The sequence below is a fragment of the Aeromicrobium sp. JJY06 genome (genome assembly GCF_044069275.1).
Classification (GTDB): Bacteria; Actinomycetota; Actinomycetes; order Propionibacteriales; family Nocardioidaceae; genus Aeromicrobium; species Aeromicrobium tamlense.
The window spans coordinates 79,778-98,339 of the sequence record NZ_JBIMRD010000002.1 but is presented as its reverse complement, the minus strand read 5'-3'; the positions used below and the strand labels follow the sequence as shown (position 1 = coordinate 98,339).

Sequence of the window (18,562 nt, the reverse complement as noted above, 5' to 3'; positions counted from 1 at the left end):
GCCATCACCCTTCCCTGTTGAGCTCAACGCTCGTCGAGCCGTCGTTCTTCCCCAGCCTATAGTGCAGGTCCGCCAGGACGGCGCGGACCGCCGAACGTCTCACCGCGTCGCGGTCGCCGTCGATCCGCAGCAGGCGCGAGGTGACCCCGTCCGGGCCCGCCACCGCGACGTGCACCGTGCCCGCCGGCTGCCCCTCGGCCGGCCCTGGGCCGGCCACGCCCGTGGTGCCCAGCCCCCACGTGGCGCCGAGGCGCACACGCGCGCCTCGCGCCAGCTGCTCGGCGACCGCGGCGTTCACCGTGCCGTGCTCGGCCACGAGCGCCGCGTCGACGCCGAGGACCTCGACCTTCACGTCGGGCTGGTAGGCCACGACGGAGCCGCGGACGACCGCGGAGGCACCGGGGACGTCGACGAGCGCGGCGCACACGAGGCCGCCGGTGAGCGACTCGGCAGTGGCCACGGTCTGGCCGGCCGCGCGCAGGTCGGCCACGACGGCCGCGGCGTCGGCCAGCGGACTCACCGCGAGGTGTCGCCCGCGGGCTGGGCGGCCAGGCGGCGCGCGTCGATCACGTACTGCACGCCGGTGACCAGGGCCACGACGAGTGCCGCGGCCATCAGGACGTGGGTGACGGCGAGCAGCACGGCCGGCACGACGCCGTCCCACAGCTCGAACGGCAGGCAGTAGCCGGCGATCGCGAAGGACTGCAGGACGGTCTTGAGCTTGCCGCCGCGTCCGGCCGGCATGACGAAGCCACGACGCACCATGACCATGCGCATCACGGTGATCCCCCACTCGCGCATGAGCATGAGAATGACGGCGGCCCAGAACACCGGGCCCCACGGCTGGTCGGTGAAGATGATCGCCAGTCCGATGAAGGCCATGCCCGTGAGCGCCTTGTCGGCGATCGGGTCGGCCATCTTGCCGAAGTCGGTGATCAGGTCGTGCTTGCGGGCGATGTCACCGTCGATCTTGTCCGTGGCCATCAGCACCGCGAACGTGGCCCACGCGGCGATGCGGTAGCCGATGGACTCCCCTCCGTCGTGGAGCAGCAGCCAGCCGAACACCGGGACACCGAGGATGCGGATCACGGTGAGGACGTTCGGGACGTTCAGGTTGCTCGGCTTGTCGGCCGGGCGAGACGAGTCCATGGGGTTCAGTATGGCTCAGGCAGGTGAGAGCCAGGTCCATCCGGGCACGTTGCGGGCCACCCAGTAGGCCAGCACGACGCCGAGCAGCGCCCAGATCCACGCGGCCGGGATGCGGCTGGGGTGCCAGGCCTGCCGGCCCAGGAGCCGCAGACCCCACGCGCCCCAGGCGATCAGCACCGCGGGGAGCAGCAGGACGGCCAGCGGGTTGCGGTCCCACGCCGTCGCCAGGTCGCCGCGGGTGAGGGCGTGGACGGCGCGCAGGCTGCCGCAGCCGGGACAGTAGAGGCCCGACACGGCCAGGAACGGGCAGGTCGGGTAGTGCCCGGGCTCCTCGGGCGAGACGGACGCGAGCACGGCCGTGGCGGCGAGCCCGGCGACCGTGACGCCGACGAACGCCAGCGCCCCGCGCCGCCGGACGGATCCGGCGGGCGCGGGGCGCTGGTGGCTGTCGATCGAGATCAGAGGCTCGACGTCGAGGTGGTGTCGCCGTTGGCGACCACGACGAAGATGACGATCAGGTAGACGACGAGGGCCACGAAGAAGGCGATGACGGACCAGATGGCCCACTGCTTCGCCTTGCGCGACGACTCCTGGGCCCCGGCGAGGTCACCGGCGGCGAACTTGCCGTTGACCTGCGCCGCGTAGACGATCGAGACCACGCCGAGCGGCAGGCAGCAGAACAGCGTCGTGAGGATCGCCCACACGAGGTTGTTCGGCGGCGGCGTCGCTCCACCGTAGGGCCCCGAGGACGGAGGCGGCGGAGGTGCGTTGTAGGTCATGCAGCGTTCCCTTTCGCGTCACCGTTCACCCCCGAGGGTGAACGCGTTGGTCCGTCGAGCCTAGTGGCTCAGCCGACCTGGATGCTCGCCAACACGTCGGCGAGGTCGTCGGGCTTGACGAGCACGTCACGCGCCTTGGAGCCCTCACTCGGCCCGACGACGCCACGACTCTCCAGGATGTCCATGAGTCGTCCGGCCTTCGCGAAGCCGACGCGCAGCTTGCGCTGCAGCATCGAGGTCGAGCCGAACTGCGTGTTGACGACCAGCTCGACGGCCTGCAGGACGAGGTCCATGTCGTCGCCGATGTCGTCGTCCAGCTCGCGCTTGGCCTGCTGCGGAGCCGTGACGTCCTCGCGGTAGGAGGGCTTCAGCTGCTCCTTGCAGTGCGTCACGATCGTCTCGATCTCGGCCTCGGTGATCCAGGCCCCCTGCATGCGCATCGTCTTGTTCGCGCCCATCGGCAGGAACAGGCCGTCGCCCTGGCCCACGAGCTTCTCGGCGCCGGGCTGGTCGAGGATGACACGGCTGTCGGCGAGCGAGCTGGTGGCGAAGGCCAGACGGCTCGGCACGTTGGCCTTGATGAGGCCGGTGACGACGTCGACGCTGGGTCGCTGGGTGGCGAGCACGAGGTGGATGCCGGCGGCACGGGCGAGCTGCGTGATGCGGACGATCGAGTCCTCGACGTCGCGCGGGGCGACCATCATGAGGTCGGCGAGCTCGTCCACGACCACCAGCAGGTACGGGTACGGCGTCAGGACGCGCTCGCTGCCCGGAGGCGCCTGCAGCTTGCCCGACGCGACGGCCTTGTTGAAGTCGTCGATGTGCCGGTAGCCGAAGTTCGCGAGGTCGTCGTAGCGCAGGTCCATCTCGCGCACGACCCACTGAAGGGCCTCGGCGGCCTTCTTCGGATTCGTGATGATCGGCGTGATGAGGTGCGGGATGCCCTCGTAGGCGTTGAGCTCCACGCGCTTCGGGTCGACGAGGATCATGCGGACCTCGTCGGGCGTCGAGCGCATGAGGATCGAGGAGATCATCGAGTTCACGAAGCTCGACTTGCCCGATCCGGTGGCGCCGGCGACCAGCAGGTGGGGCATCTTCGCGAGGTTGGCCACGACGTAGCCGCCCTCGACGTCCTTGCCCAGGCCGATGACCATCGGGTGGTGGTCGCTGCGCGCCTTGTTCGAGCGCAGCACGTCGCCGAGGGAGACCATCTCCTTGTCGACGTTGGGGATCTCGACGCCGATCGCGCTCTTGCCCGGGATGGGCGACAGGATGCGGACCTCGTTGGAGGCGACGGCGTACGCGATGTTCTTGCTCAGCGCGGTGACCTTCTCGACCTTGACCGCGGGGCCGAGCTCGACCTCGTAGCGGGTGACCGTCGGGCCGCGGGTGTAGCCGGTGACGGTGGCGTCGATCTGGAACTGCTCGAGCACCTCGGTGAGGCGGCCGACGACCTCGTCAGAGGCGGCCGAGCGGGCCTTCGGCGGCGTGCCCTCCTTGAGGGCGTTCGGCTCCGGCAGCGTGTAGACGATGTCACCCGACAGGGCCAGCTGCTCCGCGCGGACGGGCAGCGGCTCGAGGGGACGCGGGTCGGGCTGGGGCTCCGGCTCGCTGAGCACGGGCACCGGCGGCGGGCTGACGGGCACCTGACGGTCCTCGTCGGGCCCGTCGACGAGCGGGTTCTCGAACGGCTCGTCGTCGACGACCGGGACCGTGCGCGGGTGACGCTTCTTGACCGGCTCGGGGGTGGGCTCGGGCTCGACCGCCTTGTCGCGACCGAGGGCGCGGTTCACCAGCGACGAGACGCGCTCGGGCACGGCGTACAGGGGGGTGGCGGTGACGACGAGGACGCCGAAGATCACGACGAGCACGAGGATCGGCGCGACCACCCAGCCCGTCTTGAGCAGGTCGACGAGGATCGCGGAGAACAGGAAGCCCACCGCTCCCCCGGCCTCGGACATGTCGGGGTCGCTGGGGCGCGGAGTGCCGTGCGCGAGGTGCACGAGCCCCAGCACGCCACCCACGATGGCTCCCCAGCCGATCGCCTGACGGCCGGCCGGACCGTTGCGGTCGGGGTGGCGCAGCGTGCGCCAGGCGACGACGGCCAGCAGGATCGGGACCGCCCACGCGAGCACGCCCACCGATCCCGTCGTGATGCGGCGGACGGTGGCGCCCACGCCTCCGGGGATATCCCACCAGACCGATGCGGCGGTGACGAGCGCGAGCGAGACCAGCGCCAGGCCGACGCCGTCGCGGCGCTGCTCGGCGTCGAGCTCGCGGGCACCGTGTCCGATGCTGCGCGCGATCGCGCCGACCACGCCCGCCAGCCCCAGCCAGAAGGCCGTGGAGGCGCGCATGACGCCCTGGAGGGCAGCACTGAGGGGACCAGGACCCGTGCGGGGTGCCGGCTTGCGCGCAGGAGGCTTGCGCGCCGCGGGCTTCTTCTTGCGGGCCTGGCTGCCGGACGGCCGCTTGCGCGGCGGGGAAGACGTTCGGGTCGCCATGATCCCAAGGCTAAACCAGAACCTGAGAGTTCTCACGGACCCACGCCGCGAGCGGGGACGGGGTCAGCGGATCGCGGACCCGACCTCGCCGGGCGTCTCCAGGACGTCGGCACGCTCCAGCGCGAGCGAGACGAGCCGCGGGTCCGGGGCGCCGGCGCCCAGCAGGGGTGCGGTGACGACGTCGGCGCCGAGCCGCCCGATCGCCGAGGCCCCCTCCCCCGACGCCAGCGCGTACATCGAGACGACGACCCGCCGGTTGTGGGCGCGGGCGACGTCGAGCGCGTCCTCGACCGGCGTGCCGACACCGTTCACCACGCCGACGTGCACGGGCCCACCCCACACAGCGCTCAGCAGGCGGGCCGCCTTCGAGACGTCGGTGAGCGCCGGCGAGCCGTCGGCGTGCGGCGCCACCATGACGATCGTGTCCGACGGCTTCGCGCCCGCCTCGATGAGCCGGCGAACGCCGATCTCGGCCAGGACCCAGTCCGGACCCATCGCCGGCGCCACCCGGACCAGCGGGTCCGTCGCGGCCACCTCGTTCATCAGGCGGGACGTCTCGCAGTCGTGGTTGAGCAGCAGCGGCACGATGATCCGCGGACCCGACGTCTCGGCGACGACGTCGGCCAGCGACGGCTGCTGGACGTCGACGAACGCGTCGACGACCTCGCACGACGGCGCCTGGCGTCGGACCGCGTTGACGAGCGACGCGATGGCCGACCGGCCGATGTGCGACGTCGTGCCGTGGCTGCACACGATGATCCGAGTCCTCACGCCTCAAGAGTCGTGAGCGACTGTTTCCTCGCGGTTACGGTGCGGGCGAGGTTCGGTAACGGGTGTCTCGCCCGTCCCTCAGGCCTCGAGGACGATCGGGATGATCATCGGGCGCCGGCGCAGTCGGCGACCCGCGAACGAGCCGATGACCCGTCGCATGACCTGCTGCAGGGCCGCCGCGTCGCGGGCGCCGTCGGCGATCGACTCCTCGAGCGCCGCCACGACCTTGGGCTGGATCTGGTCGAAGACCGAGTCGTCCTCGGCCAGACCGCGGGCGTGGATCTCGGGGCCGCTGACGATCTTGCCCGTGACGGAGTCCACGACCGCGATGACCGAGATGAAGCCCTCGGCGGCGAGCGTGCGGCGGTCCTTGAGCTCGGAGTCGGTCAGGTCGCCGATCGAGGAACCGTCGACGTAGACGTAGCCGACGTCGTAGGCACCGGCGATCTCGGCATGGCCGTCGATGAGGTCCACCGCGTAGCCGTCCTCGGCGATGATCGTGTTCGGCACGCCGGTCTGCGTCGCCAACGCGGCGTTGGCGTGCAGGTGCCGGATCTCGCCGTGCACCGGCATGACGTTCGAGGGCTGCACGATGTTGTAGCAGTAGAGCAGCTCGCCCGCGGACGCGTGGCCCGAGACGTGCACGAGAGCGTTGCCCTTGTGCACGACGTTCGCGCCGAGCTTGGTCAGTCCGTCGATGACGCGGTAGATCGCGTTCTCGTTGCCCGGGATCAGCGACGAGGCGAGCAGGACGGTGTCGCCCGGCTCGAGGTGCACCTTGTCGTGCGTGCGGTTCGCGATGCGTGACAGGGCGGCCATCGGCTCGCCCTGCGAGCCGGTCGACATGAGCACCATCTTCTCGGGCGGAGCCGCGTCGATCTTGTCGACCACGACCCCGTCCGGAACGCTCAGATAGCCCAGCTCGCGCGCGATCTGCATGTTGCGCACCATCGAACGGCCCACGTAGGCGACCTTGCGGTCGTGCTTCACGGCAGCGTCGAGCACCTGCTGGACACGGTGGATGTGCGAGGCGAACGAGGCCACGATGATGCGCTTCTTGCTGCGCGCGAACACGGCGTCGATCGCCGGAGTGATCTGCTTCTCGGCGGTCGTGAAGCCCGGCACCTCCGAGTTGGTGGAGTCGGTGAGGAACAGGTCGACGCCGGCCTCGCCGAGGCGCGCGAACGCGCGCAGGTCGGTGATGCGGCCGTCGAGCGGCAGCTGGTCCATCTTGAAGTCGCCGGTGTGCAGCGCGACGCCGGCGGCGGTCTTGATCGCCACCGCGAGGGCGTCGGGGATCGAGTGGTTCACCGCGACGAACTCACACGCGAACGGGCCGAACTGCTCGACGTCGCCCTCGGACACGACGTGGGTGGGCACGTCCTTGAGGCGGTGCTCCTTGAGCTTGGGCGCCAGCAGGGCCAGCGTCAGCTTCGAGCCGATGACCGGGATGTTCCCGCGCTCGCGCAGCAGGTACGGGACCCCGCCGATGTGGTCCTCGTGACCGTGGGTCAGGACGAGGCCGACGATGTCGTCGAGGCGGTCACGGATCGGCGTGAAGTCCGGGAGGATCAGGTCGACGCCCGGGTGGTGCTCCTCGGGGAACAGCACGCCGCAGTCGACGATGAGCAGCTTGCCGTCGAACTCGAAGACCGTCATGTTGCGGCCGATCTCGCCCAGTCCTCCGAGGGGGACGACGCGCATGGCGCCCGGGGCGAGCGGCGGCGGGGTGGGCAGCTCGGTGTGCATGTGGGTCACGACGCGACCTCCGGGCGGAGAGCGGCGTTCTTCGGTGATGTCATGGGATTCCTTCGGTTGCGCACGCTGCTCCGGCTCACGCTAGGAGGCCTGCGTCCTTCAGTGCCGTGCGGATGACCTGGACCTGGGCGTCCGTCGCGGGCGTGAGCGGCAGTCGCACGCCTGCGTGGGGGATGATCCCCATCTCGGTCAGGGCGACCTTGGTGGCGATGGCGCCCTGGGTCTGCCCCATGATCGCGTCGACGATCGGCAGCAGCTCGTCGTCGAGCTGGCGCGCCCGGACGAGGTCGCCGGCGTCGACGGCCTCGATCATCGCCTTGATGCGAGCGCCCGCCACGTGGGCGATGACGCTGACGACGCCGGCGGCGCCGATGGAGAACCACGGCAGGTTGACCGCGTCGTCGCCCGAGTAGAGGGCGAGGCGCGAGGTCGCGCGCAGGCGCGCCGCGCGCGCGAGGTCGCCGGTGGCGTCCTTCACGGCCAGGACCGTGCGTCGCGACTCGAGCTCGACGTACGTCTCCTCGGAGATCTCGACGCCGGTGCGGCCGGGGATGTCGTAGAGCATGATCGGCGTGTCACCGGCCGCGGCCGCGACCGCGTCGATGTTCGCGAGCAGCCCCGCCTGCGGCGGCTTGCTGTAGTACGGCGACACGACCAGCAGGCCGTGGGCGCCGATGCGGACGGCCTGCTCGGCCAGCTCGACGGTGTGGCGGGTGTCGTTCGTGCCGACGCCGGCCACGATGGTGGCGCGGTCGCCGACCGCCTCGAGCACGGCGGCCAGCAGGCGGCCGTCCTCCTCACCCGTCGTGGTGGGCGACTCGCCGGTGGTGCCGGAGACGACGATGCCGTCGTTGCCGATCTCGACCAGGTGCGTCGCGAGCGCCGCGGCGGCGTCGAGGTCGAGGCCACCGTCCGGGGTGAACGGGGTGGCCATCGCAGTGAGGAGCCGGCCGAACGGCGCGGCCTCGGTCGCCAGCGGAGACGTCATGCTCCGAGGTTACCGTCACGGCGCCGGTGCCCTCGTGCAGGATGAGGCCGTGACCGACTTCTACCCGCACGACACCATCGCGACCCCCGACGGCTCCGGACGGCTGACCCTGGAGGTCACCGATCGCTGGAACACGCCGCTCGGCAAGCCCAACGGCGGGTGGGTGCTGGCGTCGATGCTGCGCACGGCGATGGACCACGCCGACGTCGGCCGCCCCGTGGTGGCGGCCATCACCTACTTCGCCTCCCCCGAGGCCGGCACGATCGCCGACCTCACGGTCACCCCGGTGAAGCTGGGCCGCCGCGTGCAGACGGTCGACGTCGACCTGGCCTGCGACGGGCGACCGCTGGCACGGATGACCGCGAGCTTCGCGCGCGACCACCACGGTCCCACGCAGGAGCTGGGCGCCGCTCCCGAGCTGCCCGACCCCGGCACGCTGCCCGACCCGCGCGAGGTCGGCATGCCGCGCGACGGCCTGTTCGGGCGCGTCGAGTACCGGATGGCGCAGGCGCCGGGCTGGTCGGTCGGCCGGCCGTCGGGCGACCCCACCACCGACGTCTGGCAGCGCCTCGACGGCGGCACCGAGATCGACTGGCCCGCCCTCGGCCTGCTGGTCGACGCCTGTCCGCCGCCCGTCATGGAGCTCGGCCCGCTCGTGTCGATGACCGTGCAGCTCACGGTGCACTTCCACCGGCTGCCCGAGCCCGGATCCTGGGTGGCGTCGCGGTTCAGCACCCGTCACCTCGCCGACGGGTTCCACGAGGAGGACGGCGAGCTGTGGGACGACCAGGGCCGGCTCGTGGCCCAGTCGCGTCAGCTCGCGATCCTGCTCTGACCCGTCAGCCGCCGGAGGTGTCGGTGGTGCCCTCGTAGAGACCGATGACGTTCCCGTCGGGGTCCTCGAAGATGGCCCACCAGCTCGTCTCGGAGATCGGCTGGCGCTCCATCACCACGCGGGCGCCGTGCTTGCGCGCCGTGGCCAGCACCTCGTCGATCGAGTCGACCTCGACGTACGAGCGGGGCTGGGTGAAGCCGTCGGAGCGGGGCGCCAGTCCCCCGCCGCTGATCTCGTTGGGGGCCTGCCACATGGGGTAGCCCTCGTAGCCCGGGTACTCCTGGAACTTCCAGCCGAAGAGGGCGCCGTAGAACTCCTTCGCGCGCTCGTGGTCGGACGCGGGGATGTCGATGTGCGTGATGTCGCCGTGTGCCATGGCTGACTCCTGTCCTCCCGGCCAGTGTCGGACGGCGACGGGCTCACGACAAGGGGTCAGCGACGGGCGTACGTGGCGATCTCGTAGTCGGGCGTCCCGGCGTGCCGCTCGCGTTCGACCTCGGTCCAGCGGTCGGGGTCGATCGGCGCGAAGAACGTGTCACCGGGCGGGCTCAGCGGCACGTGCGTGACCACCATCGAGTCGACCAGGTCGCGCTCGAGGGCCTCGCCGAAGACGGCCGCACCGCCGATGAGGAACACGTGGTCGTCGAGCTCGCGCGCCCGCGCCAGCGCGGTGTCGAGGTCGCCCGCGACGATCACGCCGGGGTCGCCCGGGTCCCAGCCCGCACGACGGGTGAGCACGATCGAGGTGCGACCCGGCAGCGGCCGCCCGATCGACTCGTACGTGGCGCGACCCATGACGATCGGGTGCCCCCACGTGAGCTCCTTGAACTGGCGCATGTCGCCCGTGCGGGGCCAGGGCATGCCGCCCTCGAACCCGATGACGCCGTTCTCGCCGACCGCCACCGCCACCGTGACCGTCATGCGTCAGACCGCGATCGGCGCCTTGATGGCGGGGTGCGACTGATAGCCCTCGATCGTGATCGAGTCGAGCGTGAAGTCGTCGATGTCCGTGACGGACGGGTCGAGCCGCAGCGTGGGCAGCGGCAGCGGATCACGGGTGAGCTGCTCGCGCGCCTGGTCGAGGTGATTGACGTAGAGGTGGCAGTCGCCACCGGTCCAGATGAACTCGCCGACCTCGAGGCCGGTGACCTGGGCGACCATCTGCGTGAGCAGCGCGTAGGAGGCGATGTTGAACGGGACGCCGAGGAAGACGTCGGCCGAGCGCTGGTAGAGCTGGCAGCTGAGCCTGCCGTCGGCGACGTAGAACTGGAAGAACGCGTGGCACGGGGCGAGGGCCATCGCGTCGAGGTCGGCCACGTTCCAGGCGCTGACGATGTGGCGGCGCGAGTTCGGGTCGGCCTTCAGCGCGGCGATGACCGCCTGCAGCTGGTCGAGGTGGCGGCCGTCCGGCGCGGGCCAGGAGCGCCACTGGTAGCCGTAGATCGGGCCGAGGTCGCCGTTGGCGTCGGCCCACTCGTCCCAGATCGTGACGCCGTTGTCGCGCAGGTACTGCGTGTTGGTGTCGCCGGCGATGAACCACAGCAGCTCGGCGACGACGCTCTTGAGGTGCACCTTCTTGGTCGTGACGACCGGGAAGCCCTCGGCGAGGTCGAAGCGCATCTGGTGCCCGAAGACGCTGCGGGTGCCGGTGCCGGTGCGGTCGCCCTTGGCCACTCCCTCGTCGAGGATCCGGCGGACGAGATCGAGGTAGGCCTGCATGTCGGCAGACTAGCAACGCGCCCCGACGTTCCGTCCGAACGCCGTGAGATACTGACCCGCGTGCCGGAACCCACTGCGCCGAGTCCTGCGGACGTGAGGCGATTCGTCGCCCTCCAGCTCGGTGTCACCGCCCTGTTCGCCGCCCTCGTGCTCGTCGTCTTCGGCGGTGGCGACGAGCCGGCGGCCCGCTGGTGGGTCGCGCTGGCACTGTTCGCGCTGGTCCTCGTGGCGGGCGCCTGGGTGGCCCGCTCGTGGTCGCGTCCGGCGCCGTTGGCCCCCGACGACCCCGATCCGCGCGACACCGCGCTGCGCCGGCTGTCCTCGCACATCGCCCGCGCGTTCCTCGTCCTCGAGGTCCCACTGGTCATCTCGGCCGTGCTCGGCCTCGCCGGGCTGATCGGCGGCGGCGTCATGCTCGTCACCGTCGTCGCGGCGCTCGCCGCCCTCGTCTTCGGCACCTGGCCCACCCGTAGCAACGTCGACCGCTTCGCCGCGGCCCTCGAGCAGGGCGGCGCCTCCTCCGGACTGCGTGAGGCGTTCGGCCGATGAGTGCTGATGTCTCAGTGCGGCTGGCGTGGCCGGACGACGCGGCGCGGATCGCGGCGGTCCAGCGCGCCCACTGGGAGCGCGCGTACGGCGAGGTCGTCGACCCGGCCGAGCTCGACGCGCTCGACACCGATGAGATGGCGCAGCGGTGGGCGCAGCTCATCACCGCGCCCCGTGACGCGCGCATGCGCACCCTCGTCGCGCTGGAGCGCGCCACGGTGCGCGGCTTCGCCCTGGTGCACCCGTGCCACGACCCCGACGCCGACCAGGTGCGCGACGCCGAGATCGGCGAGTTCGTCGTCGACGCCGAGCACCTCGGCCAGGGCCACGGCTCGCGCCTCCTGCACGCGTGCGTCGACACCGTGCGCGCCGACGGCTTCAGCCGCGCGGTGTGGTGGGTCTCCCCCGCCGACGACGCCCTGCGGGCGTGGCTGCTCGACGCCGGGTGGGCCGCCGACGGAGCCCATCGCGAGTTCGCCGGCGCCACCGGCCCACTCAAGCAGGTTCGACTCCACACCACGCTGACGTGAGCGACGAGACCAGCGACCGGCAGGTCGTCGCCGACTCCCTCGGCGTGGGGATCGGCGTCGGGCTCTACGGCGTCTCCTTCGGCGCGCTCGCCACCACGAGCGGCCTGTCCGTGCTGCAGGCGTGTGCGCTGTCGCTGCTGGCGTTCACGGGCGCGTCGCAGTTCGCCTTCCTCGGCGTGGTCGCGGCGGGCGGCGCCCCGCTGACGGGCGCGCTGACCGCGGTGCTGCTGGGCGTGCGCAACACCTTCTACGGCATCACGCTGGCGCCGATCCTGCGGGTCAAGGGCCTGAGACGGCTGGGCACGGCCCACGTGGTGATCGACGAGTCCACCGCGATGTCGGTCGTGCGCGACGACCCGCGCCAGGCCCGGCTGGGCTTCTACTGGACCGGACTGTCGATCTTCGCGGTCTGGAACCTCATGACCCTCGTCGGCGCCGTGGCGGGCGAGCGGATCGGCGACCCGCGCGCCATCGGACTAGACGCCGCGGTCGCCGCCGCGTTCCTGGGCCTGCTGTGGCCGCGACTGGACTCCACGGCCGCCCGGCTGCTGGCGCTGCTGGCCGCCACCGTGGCCCTCGGGCTCGTGCCCTTCACCCCTCCGGGCGCCCCGATCATCATCGGCGGCGTCGTCGCCGTGCTCGTCGGCCTGACGTTCGTCCCCACCACCGCGCGAGGCGCCGATGACTGAGATCTGGTGGGGCGTGCTGGCCGTCGCCGTCGGCTGTTACGCGCTGAAGCTGCTGGGCCTCTCGGTTCCCGAGCGCGTGCTGGAGCACCCGCTCACCGTGCGCGCGGCGGCGTTCATCCCGGTGGGGCTGCTCGCGGCACTGGTCGCCGTGCAGGGGTTCAGCACGGGCTCCGAGGTCGTGGTGGACGCCCGCGTCGTCGGTATCGGCGTCGCCGCCGTGCTGCTGTGGCGCAAGGTGCCGTTCCTGCCGATGCTCATCGCCGCGGCCGCGGCGACCGCGCTCGTGCGACTCGTCGCCGGCTGAGCGGCCTCACTCCAGGCCGAGCACCTCGTCGAGCCCCACCGTGACGCCGGGGTGCGACGGGATCCAGCGGAGCGCGGCGACCACGCCGGGCATGAACGACTCACGGCTCGACGAGTCGTGGCGGATGCTGAAGATCTCGCCGGGGTCGCCCAGCACGACCTCCTGCGAGGCGATGAAGCCCCGCGCGCGGACCGCGTGCACGGGAATGCCCTCGACCTTGGCGCCGCGGGCCCCGTCGGGGTCGGTGGTGGTGGCGTCGGGCAACGGGTCCGACCCGGCGTCGCGTCGCGCCTGCGCGATGACCTCGGCCGTGCGGACCGCCGTGCCCGACGGCGCGTCGACCTTGTCGGGGTGGTGCATCTCGATGACCTCGACCGACTCGAAGAAGGGCGCCGCCTGCGCCGCGAAGCGCATCATCAGCACGGCGCCGATCGAGAAGTTCGGGACGACGATGACGCCGACGCCCGACCGCCCGTCGACGAGCTCGCGCAGCCGTGCCACCTGGTCGTCCCCGAAGCCCGAGGTGCCGATGACGACGTGGATGCCGCGCTCGAGGCACCAGCGCGCCTGGTCGAAGGCGACGTCGGGCGTCGTGAAGACGAGCACGGCCTCCGCGTCCGCCTCGACGACGGCCTCGAGGTCGTCGCCCACGTCGATGCCGGCCACCAGGTCGAGCCCTTCGGCCGCCTCGATCGCCGCCGCCGACGTCGATCCCATCCGGCCCTTCGCACCCAGCACCGCGACGCGTGTCATGGCCCCGATGCTATCGACCGATCCGCAGGCCCGTTCGGGGGTCGAAGTGGTGGACCTGCTCGGGGTCGAGGACCGCCAGGTGCGAGGGCGTGCCCTTCACCGGAGGGTTGCGCCAGTCGGTGCGTGCCACCACCGGAGTGCTGACGCCGTCGGCACGCCCGTAAAGGTAGGCGTCCGAGCCCAGCTCCTCGACGACGTCGACGACGATCGGCAGGCCCTGGTCCGAGATCGCGAGGTTCTCGGGGCGCACGCCGACGACGATCGAGCTGCCGCTGGCGCCGAGCAGCGCCTGCCGCGGCACCGCGAGGTGCGTCGTGCCGAAGGCCACTCCCCCGTCGCTGATCGGCAGCTCGAGCAGGTTCATCGCGGGCGAGCCCATGAAGCCCGCGACGAAGAGGTTCACCGGACGGTCGTACAGCTCGCGCGGGGCCGCCACCTGCTGCAGGACGCCGTCCTTGAGCACCGCGACGCGGTCGCCCATCGTCATCGCCTCGACCTGGTCGTGGGTGACGTAGACGGTGGTGGTCCCGAGTCGTCGTTGCAGGGCGGCGACCTGGGTGCGGGTCTGCACGCGCAGCTTCGCGTCGAGGTTCGACAGGGGCTCGTCCATGAGGAACACCTGCGGCGACCGGACGATCGCGCGCCCCATCGCCACCCGCTGGCGCTGGCCGCCGGAGAGCGCCTTCGGCTTGCGGTCGAGGAAGTCGGTGAGCCCGAGCAGGTCGGCGGCCTCCGTCACGCGGCTGCGGATGTCGGCCTTGGAGACCTTCGCGATCCGCAGGGCGAAGCCCATGTTCTCGGCGACCGTCATGTGCGGGTAGAGGGCGTAGTTCTGGAACACCATCGCGATGTCGCGCTCCTTGGGCGGCACCCGCGTGACGTCGCGGTCGCCGATCAGGATGCTGCCCGCGTCGACGTCCTCCAGTCCCGCCAGCATGCGCAGGGTCGTGGACTTGCCACAGCCCGAGGGCCCGACCAGGACGAGGAACTCCCCGTCCTTGACCTCGAGATCGATGTGGTCGACTGCGGGCCGCTCCTGGCCCGGGTACACCCGGGTGGCCCCGTCGAAGACCACGGCGCTCATGCGGTCTCACCCGCCTGCAGCACGGCCGGGAGGACGACCGACCGCGGCTCGGCCGAGGGGTCGTCGATCCGGCGGGCCAGCACGTCGACCGCCGTCGCACCGAGCTCGGCGAGCGGCTGGTGCACGGTGGTCAGCACCGGCGTCGAGGCGGCCGCGGCCGGCGATCCGTCGAAGCCGACGATCGCGACGTCCTCGGGGACCCGCAGGCCCCGCCGACCCAGCTCGCGCAGCGCGCCGAGCGCCATGACGTCGTTCGCGGCGAAGATCGCGTCCACGTCGGGGCGCCGCTCCACCAGGGCGGCCGCGCCGCTCACGCCGCTGGCGTCGCTGAAGTCGCCCGCCTCGACGAGCTCGTCGTCGAACGGCAGTCCGGCGGCCTCGAGCGCCTCGCGGTAGCCGGCGAGGCGGTCGCGGCCCGATGCGAGGTCCTGGGGGCCGGTGATCGTGGCGATGCGGCGCCGCCCGCGCGAGGCGATGTGGTCCACGGCCTGACGCGCACCGCCGACGTTGTCGACGTCGACGAAGCACGCACGCGGGTCGCGCGGCCGGCCGACGTGCACGATCGGCAGGTCGGGGCTCTCGGGCAGGCTCAGCGCGTCGTGCATCGAGACCACCATGACCCCGTCGACGTGCTGGGGCGTGAGGAACTGGCCGAGCCGTGCGAGGTGGGACTCGTCGGGGACCATCGAGAGCACGAGGCGCCGCGAGGTCTCGTCGACCGAGCGCGAGATGCCTCGCACCAGGCCGGCGAAGAACGGCTCGGCGAACACGCGCTCCTCGTCCTCGGCGATGACCAGCGCGACCGTGTCGGTGCGTCGGGTCTTCAGGGCGCGCGCGGCTTGGTTCGGCACGTAGCCGAGCTCGCGGACGGCGCGCTCCACGGCGTCGCGGGTGTGGGGCGACACGTGCTCCGAGCCGTTCACGACCCGGGACGCGGTGCCGCGCCCGACCCCGGCGAGCCGGGCCACTTCCTCCAGCGTCGGCTGGCGGCTGTCAGTCATGCCCTCTCCTTCGTGCTGCTCGCCCGCGCGAGCTCGGCGAACCAGCGTGCGCTGGCCTTGGGGGTGCGGACCAGGGTGTCGAAGTCGACGTGGACGATGCCGAACCGCTTCGCGTACCCCTCGGCCCACTCGAAGTTGTCCAACAGCGACCACGCGAAGTATCCCCGGACGTCGACGCCGTCGTCGACCGCGTCCGCGAGCGCCTCGAGGTGACCGGCGACGAAGTCGATGCGGTCCTGGTCGTCGATCGTGCCGTCACGGACCTCGAGGTCGTCGAAGGCCGCGCCGTTCTCGGTGATGTAGATCGGGATCGACGGGTAGTCGCGGTGCACCTGTCGCAGCACCTCGCCGAGCCCTGCGGGGTCGATGTCCCAGCCGGACGCGGTCTTGGGCCACTCGCGGTTCACGAAGTCGACCTCCGAGGCACCGGGCCACGGCGACGCCGCCACGACGTGCCGCGAGTAGTAGTTGATGCCGAGGAAGTCCAGCGGCGCCGCGATCACGGCGAGGTCCTCGGCACGGATCGCCTCGGTGCCACCGACGCCCGCGACGTCCTCCAGCACGTCCTGCGGGTAGCGACCGAGCAGCACGGGGTCGAGGAACCAGCGGTTCATGAGCCCGTCGATGCGCCGCGCGGCGTCGTCGTGGCGGCCCGTGTCGTCGGCCGGGGACACCGCGTAGAGGTTCAGCGTGACCCCGACGCGCGCCTCGGGACGCCCCTCGCGCAGCCGCGGCACGGCCAGTCCGTGCGCCAGGTGCAGGTGGTGCGACGCGGCGAGCGCCGCGGCGGGCTCGGTGCGACCCGGCGCGTGGATCCCGGCGCCGTAGCCGAGGAAGGCCGCGCACCAGGGCTCGTTCGTGGTGGTCCAGCTCCGCACGCGGTCGCCCAGCGCGTCGGCCACGATCTGCGCGTAGTCCGCGAAGCGCTCGGCGGTGTCGCGCACGGGCCAGCCGCCGGCGTCCTCGAGCGCCTGCGGGAGGTCCCAGTGGAACAGGGTCGGCCACGGCTCGAGCCCGGCCTCGAGCAGGCCGTCGACGAGCCGGTCGTAGAACGCCAGGCCGCGCGGCTCGACGCGTCCGCTGCCCTCGGGCTGGACGCGCGACCACGAGATCGAGAAGCGGTAGGCGTCGAGGCCGAGCTCGCGCACGAGTGCGACGTCCTCGGGCCACCGGTGGTAGTGGTCGACGGCGACCTCGCCGGTGTGACCGTCGAACGTGCGACCGGGCTGCGCGGCGAACGTGTCCCAGATCGACGGACCGCGTCCGTCCTCCTTCACGGCCCCCTCGATCTGGTACGCCGAGGTGGCCGCGCCCCACACGAACCCGGGGTCGAACCGCTGGCTCAGAGCGCTCATGACTTCAGTCCGCCTTCCATGATGCCGCCGACGATCTGGCGGCCGAACACGATGAACACCAGGACGAGCGGCAGGGTGCCCATGAGCGTCCCGGCCATGACCAGCGCCTGGTCGGTGTAGTACCCGCCGGACAGGCGCGAGAGCGCGACCTGCACCGTGGGGTGGTCGATGTCGAGGGAGATGTACGGCCACAGGAAGTCGTTCCAGCGCTCCATGAAGGTCAGCAGGCCCAGCACCGCCGCGGCCGGACGCAGCGCCGGGAACACGATCGACCAGAAGATCCGGAACGTGGAGGCGCCGTCGACGCGCGCGGCCTCGATCAGCTCGTCGGGGATCGCCTGCGAGGCGTACTGGCGCATGAAGAACACACCGAAGCCGCTCACCAGGAAGGGCAGCGTGACCGAGGCCAGCCCGCCGGCGAGGCCGAGCTTCGTCATGAGCATGTACAGCGGGATCAGGCCCAGCTGCACCGGCACCATCATCGTGGCCACGACGATCACGAGCAGGACGTTGCGGCCGCGGAAGCGCAGCTTGGCGAACGCGAAGCCCGCGAGCGCGGAGGTCACCACGACCGAGATCGTCGCGACCGTCGCCACCAGCAGCGTGTTGAGCAGCGCCTCGGCGAACTGGACGTCGGCGTTGGCGAAGACTCGCTCGATGTTCGTCGCCAGCTGGTCGCCGGGCAGCAGCGGCGGCGGGATGCCCAGGATGTCGCTGTTGGCGCGCGAGGCCATGACGACCATGAAGTACAGCGGCGCGGCGGACAGCAGCACCACGAACGCGAGCGCCACGTACATCAGCGGCGAGGCGCCGGTGGCGCGGGAGGTCACGGGCGGTCGGTCCGCCGGCGGGATGACCAGGGTGGAGGCGCCGGCGCGCGTGCTCAGGCTCATGTCAGTCCGCCGATCGGATGCGCCGCAGGAGCAGCAGGTTGATCGCCGCCACGACGGCGATGATGAGGAACAGGACCCAGGCGATGGTGGACGCGTAGCCGAACCGCTGGCCGGTGAAGGCCTGCTGGACCAGGTACATCGCCAGGGTCTGGAACTGGCCGCGGTTGCCGCCGGAGATGGCGTTGGCACCGGAGTTGAACAGCAAGGGCTCGGTGAACAGCTGGATGCCGCCGATCGTGGCGATGATCGTCACGAAGATCAGGGTGGGCCGCAGCATCGGCACGGTGACCGACCAGAACTGCCGCCACGCCGAGGCACCGTCGATCCGGGCCGCCTCGTAGAGCTCCTTCGGCACCGACTGCAGGGCCGCGAGCAGGATCAGCGCGTTGTAGCCGGTCCAGCGCCAGTCGACCATCGTCGCGATCGCGAGCCACGACGACCAGCGGTGGGCCCGCCAGTCGATGTTCTCGACACCGAACAGACCCAGGAACCAGTTGGCGATGCCGTAGTCGCGGGCGAAGATCAGGCCGAAGATGATGCCGACGGCGGCGACCGAGGCCACGTTCGGCAGCAGCACGCCCATCCGCCAGAAGGTGCGCGCCCGCAGCCGCGTGTTGAGCATCTGGGCCAGCACCGTGGCCAGCACCAGCTGGGGCACGGTGGCGAGCACGAAGATGCCGAAGGTGTTGACCAGGGCCCGCCAGAAGGCGGTGTCGCCCATCAGCTCGCGGTAGTTGTCCAGGCCGATGAACTCGACCTTGCCGGCCAGCAGCGTCCACTCGTGCATCGACACCCAGGCGGTGTAGACGAGCGGGAACAGGCCGAACACCGCGAAAACGACGAAGTAGGGCGAGACGAACGCGAGGCCGGCGCCCTGCTGCCGTGCGAGTCGCTTGGTTGCCAT

Annotated in this window: 22 protein-coding genes; 5 read left to right on the top strand and 17 right to left on the bottom strand. The window is 71.6% G+C overall.

Annotation, left to right across the window (positions count from 1 at the left end; genetic code table 11):
* Positions 1 to 4: 4 nt before the first annotated feature.
* The 8 genes from ACGWYL_RS11995 to dapA form a co-directional block, all read right to left on the bottom strand.
* Positions 5 to 520, bottom strand: a complete 516-nt coding sequence (locus ACGWYL_RS11995) for a CinA family protein (RefSeq protein WP_179425029.1) — start codon at positions 518 to 520, stop codon at positions 5 to 7.
* Positions 517 to 1,149: a CDP-alcohol phosphatidyltransferase family protein gene (locus ACGWYL_RS11990; RefSeq protein ID WP_179425031.1), complete on the bottom strand. Its 633-nt coding sequence runs from the start codon at positions 1,147 to 1,149 to the stop codon at positions 517 to 519. Before ACGWYL_RS11990 ends, ACGWYL_RS11995 begins: the two co-directional genes overlap by 4 nt.
* A gap of 15 nt (positions 1,150 to 1,164) precedes the next feature.
* Positions 1,165 to 1,503, bottom strand: coding sequence for a DUF2752 domain-containing protein (locus tag ACGWYL_RS11985; protein WP_395487290.1), 339 nt, complete (start codon positions 1,501 to 1,503; stop codon positions 1,165 to 1,167).
* 104 nt (positions 1,504 to 1,607) lie between these two features.
* Positions 1,608 to 1,928: a CD225/dispanin family protein gene (locus ACGWYL_RS11980; protein ID WP_179425035.1), complete on the bottom strand. Its 321-nt coding sequence runs from the start codon at positions 1,926 to 1,928 to the stop codon at positions 1,608 to 1,610.
* Between the two features lie 68 nt (positions 1,929 to 1,996).
* Positions 1,997 to 4,432, bottom strand: coding sequence for a DNA translocase FtsK (locus ACGWYL_RS11975; protein WP_179425043.1), 2,436 nt, complete (start codon positions 4,430 to 4,432; stop codon positions 1,997 to 1,999).
* 63 nt (positions 4,433 to 4,495) lie between these two features.
* Positions 4,496 to 5,203, bottom strand: coding sequence for a sirohydrochlorin chelatase (locus ACGWYL_RS11970; protein WP_179425044.1), 708 nt, complete (start codon positions 5,201 to 5,203; stop codon positions 4,496 to 4,498).
* Positions 5,204 to 5,281: 78 nt separating this feature from the next.
* Entirely contained in the window at positions 5,282 to 6,961 is a 1,680-nt protein-coding gene (locus ACGWYL_RS11965) for a ribonuclease J (protein ID WP_269306515.1), read from the bottom strand.
* Between the two features lie 76 nt (positions 6,962 to 7,037).
* Positions 7,038 to 7,949 (bottom strand): 4-hydroxy-tetrahydrodipicolinate synthase, encoded by a 912-nt coding sequence (gene dapA, locus ACGWYL_RS11960; protein ID WP_395487289.1) that lies wholly within the window; start codon positions 7,947 to 7,949, stop codon positions 7,038 to 7,040.
* A gap of 49 nt (positions 7,950 to 7,998) precedes the next feature.
* On the opposite strand from dapA, the gene ACGWYL_RS11955 reads away from it, so the two are divergent.
* Positions 7,999 to 8,784, top strand: a complete 786-nt coding sequence (locus ACGWYL_RS11955; protein WP_395487288.1) for a thioesterase family protein — start codon at positions 7,999 to 8,001, stop codon at positions 8,782 to 8,784.
* A 4-nt stretch (positions 8,785 to 8,788) separates the two neighbouring features.
* Here ACGWYL_RS11955 and ACGWYL_RS11950 read toward each other — a convergent pair whose 3' ends face one another.
* Genes ACGWYL_RS11950 through ACGWYL_RS11940 form a run of 3 tightly spaced genes read right to left on the bottom strand, consistent with a single transcriptional unit; the run spans position 8,789 to position 10,503 of the window.
* Positions 8,789 to 9,160: a VOC family protein gene (locus tag ACGWYL_RS11950; RefSeq protein ID WP_269306509.1), complete on the bottom strand. Its 372-nt coding sequence runs from the start codon at positions 9,158 to 9,160 to the stop codon at positions 8,789 to 8,791.
* A gap of 56 nt (positions 9,161 to 9,216) precedes the next feature.
* Positions 9,217 to 9,705, bottom strand: coding sequence for a dihydrofolate reductase (locus tag ACGWYL_RS11945; protein WP_395487287.1), 489 nt, complete (start codon positions 9,703 to 9,705; stop codon positions 9,217 to 9,219).
* Positions 9,706 to 9,708: 3 nt separating this feature from the next.
* The gene (locus ACGWYL_RS11940; RefSeq protein WP_395487286.1) at positions 9,709 to 10,503 is read right to left on the bottom strand and encodes a thymidylate synthase; all 795 of its coding nucleotides are present in this window, start codon (positions 10,501 to 10,503) and stop codon (positions 9,709 to 9,711) included.
* Between the two features lie 93 nt (positions 10,504 to 10,596).
* On the opposite strand from ACGWYL_RS11940, the gene ACGWYL_RS11935 reads away from it, so the two are divergent.
* From ACGWYL_RS11935 to ACGWYL_RS11920, 4 genes are read left to right on the top strand one after another with little or no spacing between them, the layout of a single operon-like run.
* Positions 10,597 to 11,052, top strand: coding sequence for a hypothetical protein (locus ACGWYL_RS11935; RefSeq protein ID WP_395487285.1), 456 nt, complete (start codon positions 10,597 to 10,599; stop codon positions 11,050 to 11,052).
* Positions 11,049 to 11,579 carry a GNAT family N-acetyltransferase gene (locus ACGWYL_RS11930; protein ID WP_179425051.1) on the top strand — a complete coding sequence of 177 codons (531 nt, stop codon included), beginning with the start codon at positions 11,049 to 11,051 and terminating at the stop codon, positions 11,577 to 11,579. The genes ACGWYL_RS11935 and ACGWYL_RS11930 overlap by 4 nt, the downstream gene beginning before the upstream one ends.
* Complete coding sequence (locus tag ACGWYL_RS11925; protein WP_395487284.1) at positions 11,576 to 12,268, top strand: AzlC family ABC transporter permease; 693 nt, start codon at positions 11,576 to 11,578, stop codon at positions 12,266 to 12,268. The genes ACGWYL_RS11930 and ACGWYL_RS11925 overlap by 4 nt, the downstream gene beginning before the upstream one ends.
* On the top strand, positions 12,261 to 12,572 hold the full coding sequence (locus tag ACGWYL_RS11920; RefSeq protein WP_395487283.1) for an AzlD domain-containing protein: 312 nt from the start codon (positions 12,261 to 12,263) through the stop codon (positions 12,570 to 12,572). The genes ACGWYL_RS11925 and ACGWYL_RS11920 overlap by 8 nt, the downstream gene beginning before the upstream one ends.
* Positions 12,573 to 12,578: 6 nt before the next feature.
* Here ACGWYL_RS11920 and dapB read toward each other — a convergent pair whose 3' ends face one another.
* From dapB to ACGWYL_RS11890, 6 genes are read right to left on the bottom strand one after another with little or no spacing between them, the layout of a single operon-like run.
* Positions 12,579 to 13,325 (bottom strand): 4-hydroxy-tetrahydrodipicolinate reductase, encoded by a 747-nt coding sequence (gene dapB, locus ACGWYL_RS11915; protein WP_179425054.1) that lies wholly within the window; start codon positions 13,323 to 13,325, stop codon positions 12,579 to 12,581.
* Positions 13,326 to 13,335: 10 nt separating this feature from the next.
* A complete protein-coding gene (locus ACGWYL_RS11910; protein WP_395487282.1) occupies positions 13,336 to 14,409 on the bottom strand; it encodes an ABC transporter ATP-binding protein in 1,074 nt (357 codons plus the stop codon).
* On the bottom strand, positions 14,406 to 15,410 hold the full coding sequence (locus ACGWYL_RS11905) for a LacI family DNA-binding transcriptional regulator (protein WP_179425056.1): 1,005 nt from the start codon (positions 15,408 to 15,410) through the stop codon (positions 14,406 to 14,408). The genes ACGWYL_RS11910 and ACGWYL_RS11905 overlap by 4 nt, the downstream gene beginning before the upstream one ends.
* Positions 15,407 to 16,765 (bottom strand): GH1 family beta-glucosidase, encoded by a 1,359-nt coding sequence (locus tag ACGWYL_RS11900; protein ID WP_179425058.1) that lies wholly within the window; start codon positions 16,763 to 16,765, stop codon positions 15,407 to 15,409. Before ACGWYL_RS11900 ends, ACGWYL_RS11905 begins: the two co-directional genes overlap by 4 nt.
* On the bottom strand, positions 16,762 to 17,658 hold the full coding sequence (locus ACGWYL_RS11895; RefSeq protein ID WP_395487281.1) for a carbohydrate ABC transporter permease: 897 nt from the start codon (positions 17,656 to 17,658) through the stop codon (positions 16,762 to 16,764). Before ACGWYL_RS11895 ends, ACGWYL_RS11900 begins: the two co-directional genes overlap by 4 nt.
* A gap of 1 nt (position 17,659) precedes the next feature.
* Positions 17,660 to 18,562, bottom strand: coding sequence for a carbohydrate ABC transporter permease (locus tag ACGWYL_RS11890; RefSeq protein WP_179425062.1), 903 nt, complete (start codon positions 18,560 to 18,562; stop codon positions 17,660 to 17,662).

Bases quoted from the DNA above. Each gene is read 5' to 3' on its own strand.
- ACGWYL_RS11900 (WP_179425058.1), bottom strand. From the start codon at position 16,765: ATGAGCGCTCTGAGCCAGCGGTTCGACCCCGGGTTCGTGTGGGGCGCG.
- ACGWYL_RS11890 (WP_179425062.1), bottom strand. From the start codon at position 18,562: ATGGCAACCAAGCGACTCGCACGGCAGCAGGGCGCCGGCCTCGCGTTC.
- dapA (WP_395487289.1), bottom strand. From the start codon at position 7,949: ATGACGTCTCCGCTGGCGACCGAGGCCGCGCCGTTCGGCCGGCTCCTC.
- ACGWYL_RS11905 (WP_179425056.1), bottom strand. From the start codon at position 15,410: ATGACTGACAGCCGCCAGCCGACGCTGGAGGAAGTGGCCCGGCTCGCC.
- ACGWYL_RS11990 (WP_179425031.1), bottom strand. From the start codon at position 1,149: ATGGACTCGTCTCGCCCGGCCGACAAGCCGAGCAACCTGAACGTCCCG.
- dapB (WP_179425054.1), bottom strand. From the start codon at position 13,325: ATGACACGCGTCGCGGTGCTGGGTGCGAAGGGCCGGATGGGATCGACG.
- ACGWYL_RS11920 (WP_395487283.1), top strand. From the start codon at position 12,261: ATGACTGAGATCTGGTGGGGCGTGCTGGCCGTCGCCGTCGGCTGTTAC.
- ACGWYL_RS11950 (WP_269306509.1), bottom strand. From the start codon at position 9,160: ATGGCACACGGCGACATCACGCACATCGACATCCCCGCGTCCGACCAC.
- ACGWYL_RS11910 (WP_395487282.1), bottom strand. From the start codon at position 14,409: ATGAGCGCCGTGGTCTTCGACGGGGCCACCCGGGTGTACCCGGGCCAG.
- ACGWYL_RS11975 (WP_179425043.1), bottom strand. From the start codon at position 4,432: ATGGCGACCCGAACGTCTTCCCCGCCGCGCAAGCGGCCGTCCGGCAGC.
- ACGWYL_RS11945 (WP_395487287.1), bottom strand. From the start codon at position 9,705: ATGACGGTCACGGTGGCGGTGGCGGTCGGCGAGAACGGCGTCATCGGG.
- ACGWYL_RS11895 (WP_395487281.1), bottom strand. From the start codon at position 17,658: ATGAGCCTGAGCACGCGCGCCGGCGCCTCCACCCTGGTCATCCCGCCG.
- ACGWYL_RS11930 (WP_179425051.1), top strand. From the start codon at position 11,049: ATGAGTGCTGATGTCTCAGTGCGGCTGGCGTGGCCGGACGACGCGGCG.
- ACGWYL_RS11940 (WP_395487286.1), bottom strand. From the start codon at position 10,503: ATGCAGGCCTACCTCGATCTCGTCCGCCGGATCCTCGACGAGGGAGTG.
- ACGWYL_RS11980 (WP_179425035.1), bottom strand. From the start codon at position 1,928: ATGACCTACAACGCACCTCCGCCGCCTCCGTCCTCGGGGCCCTACGGT.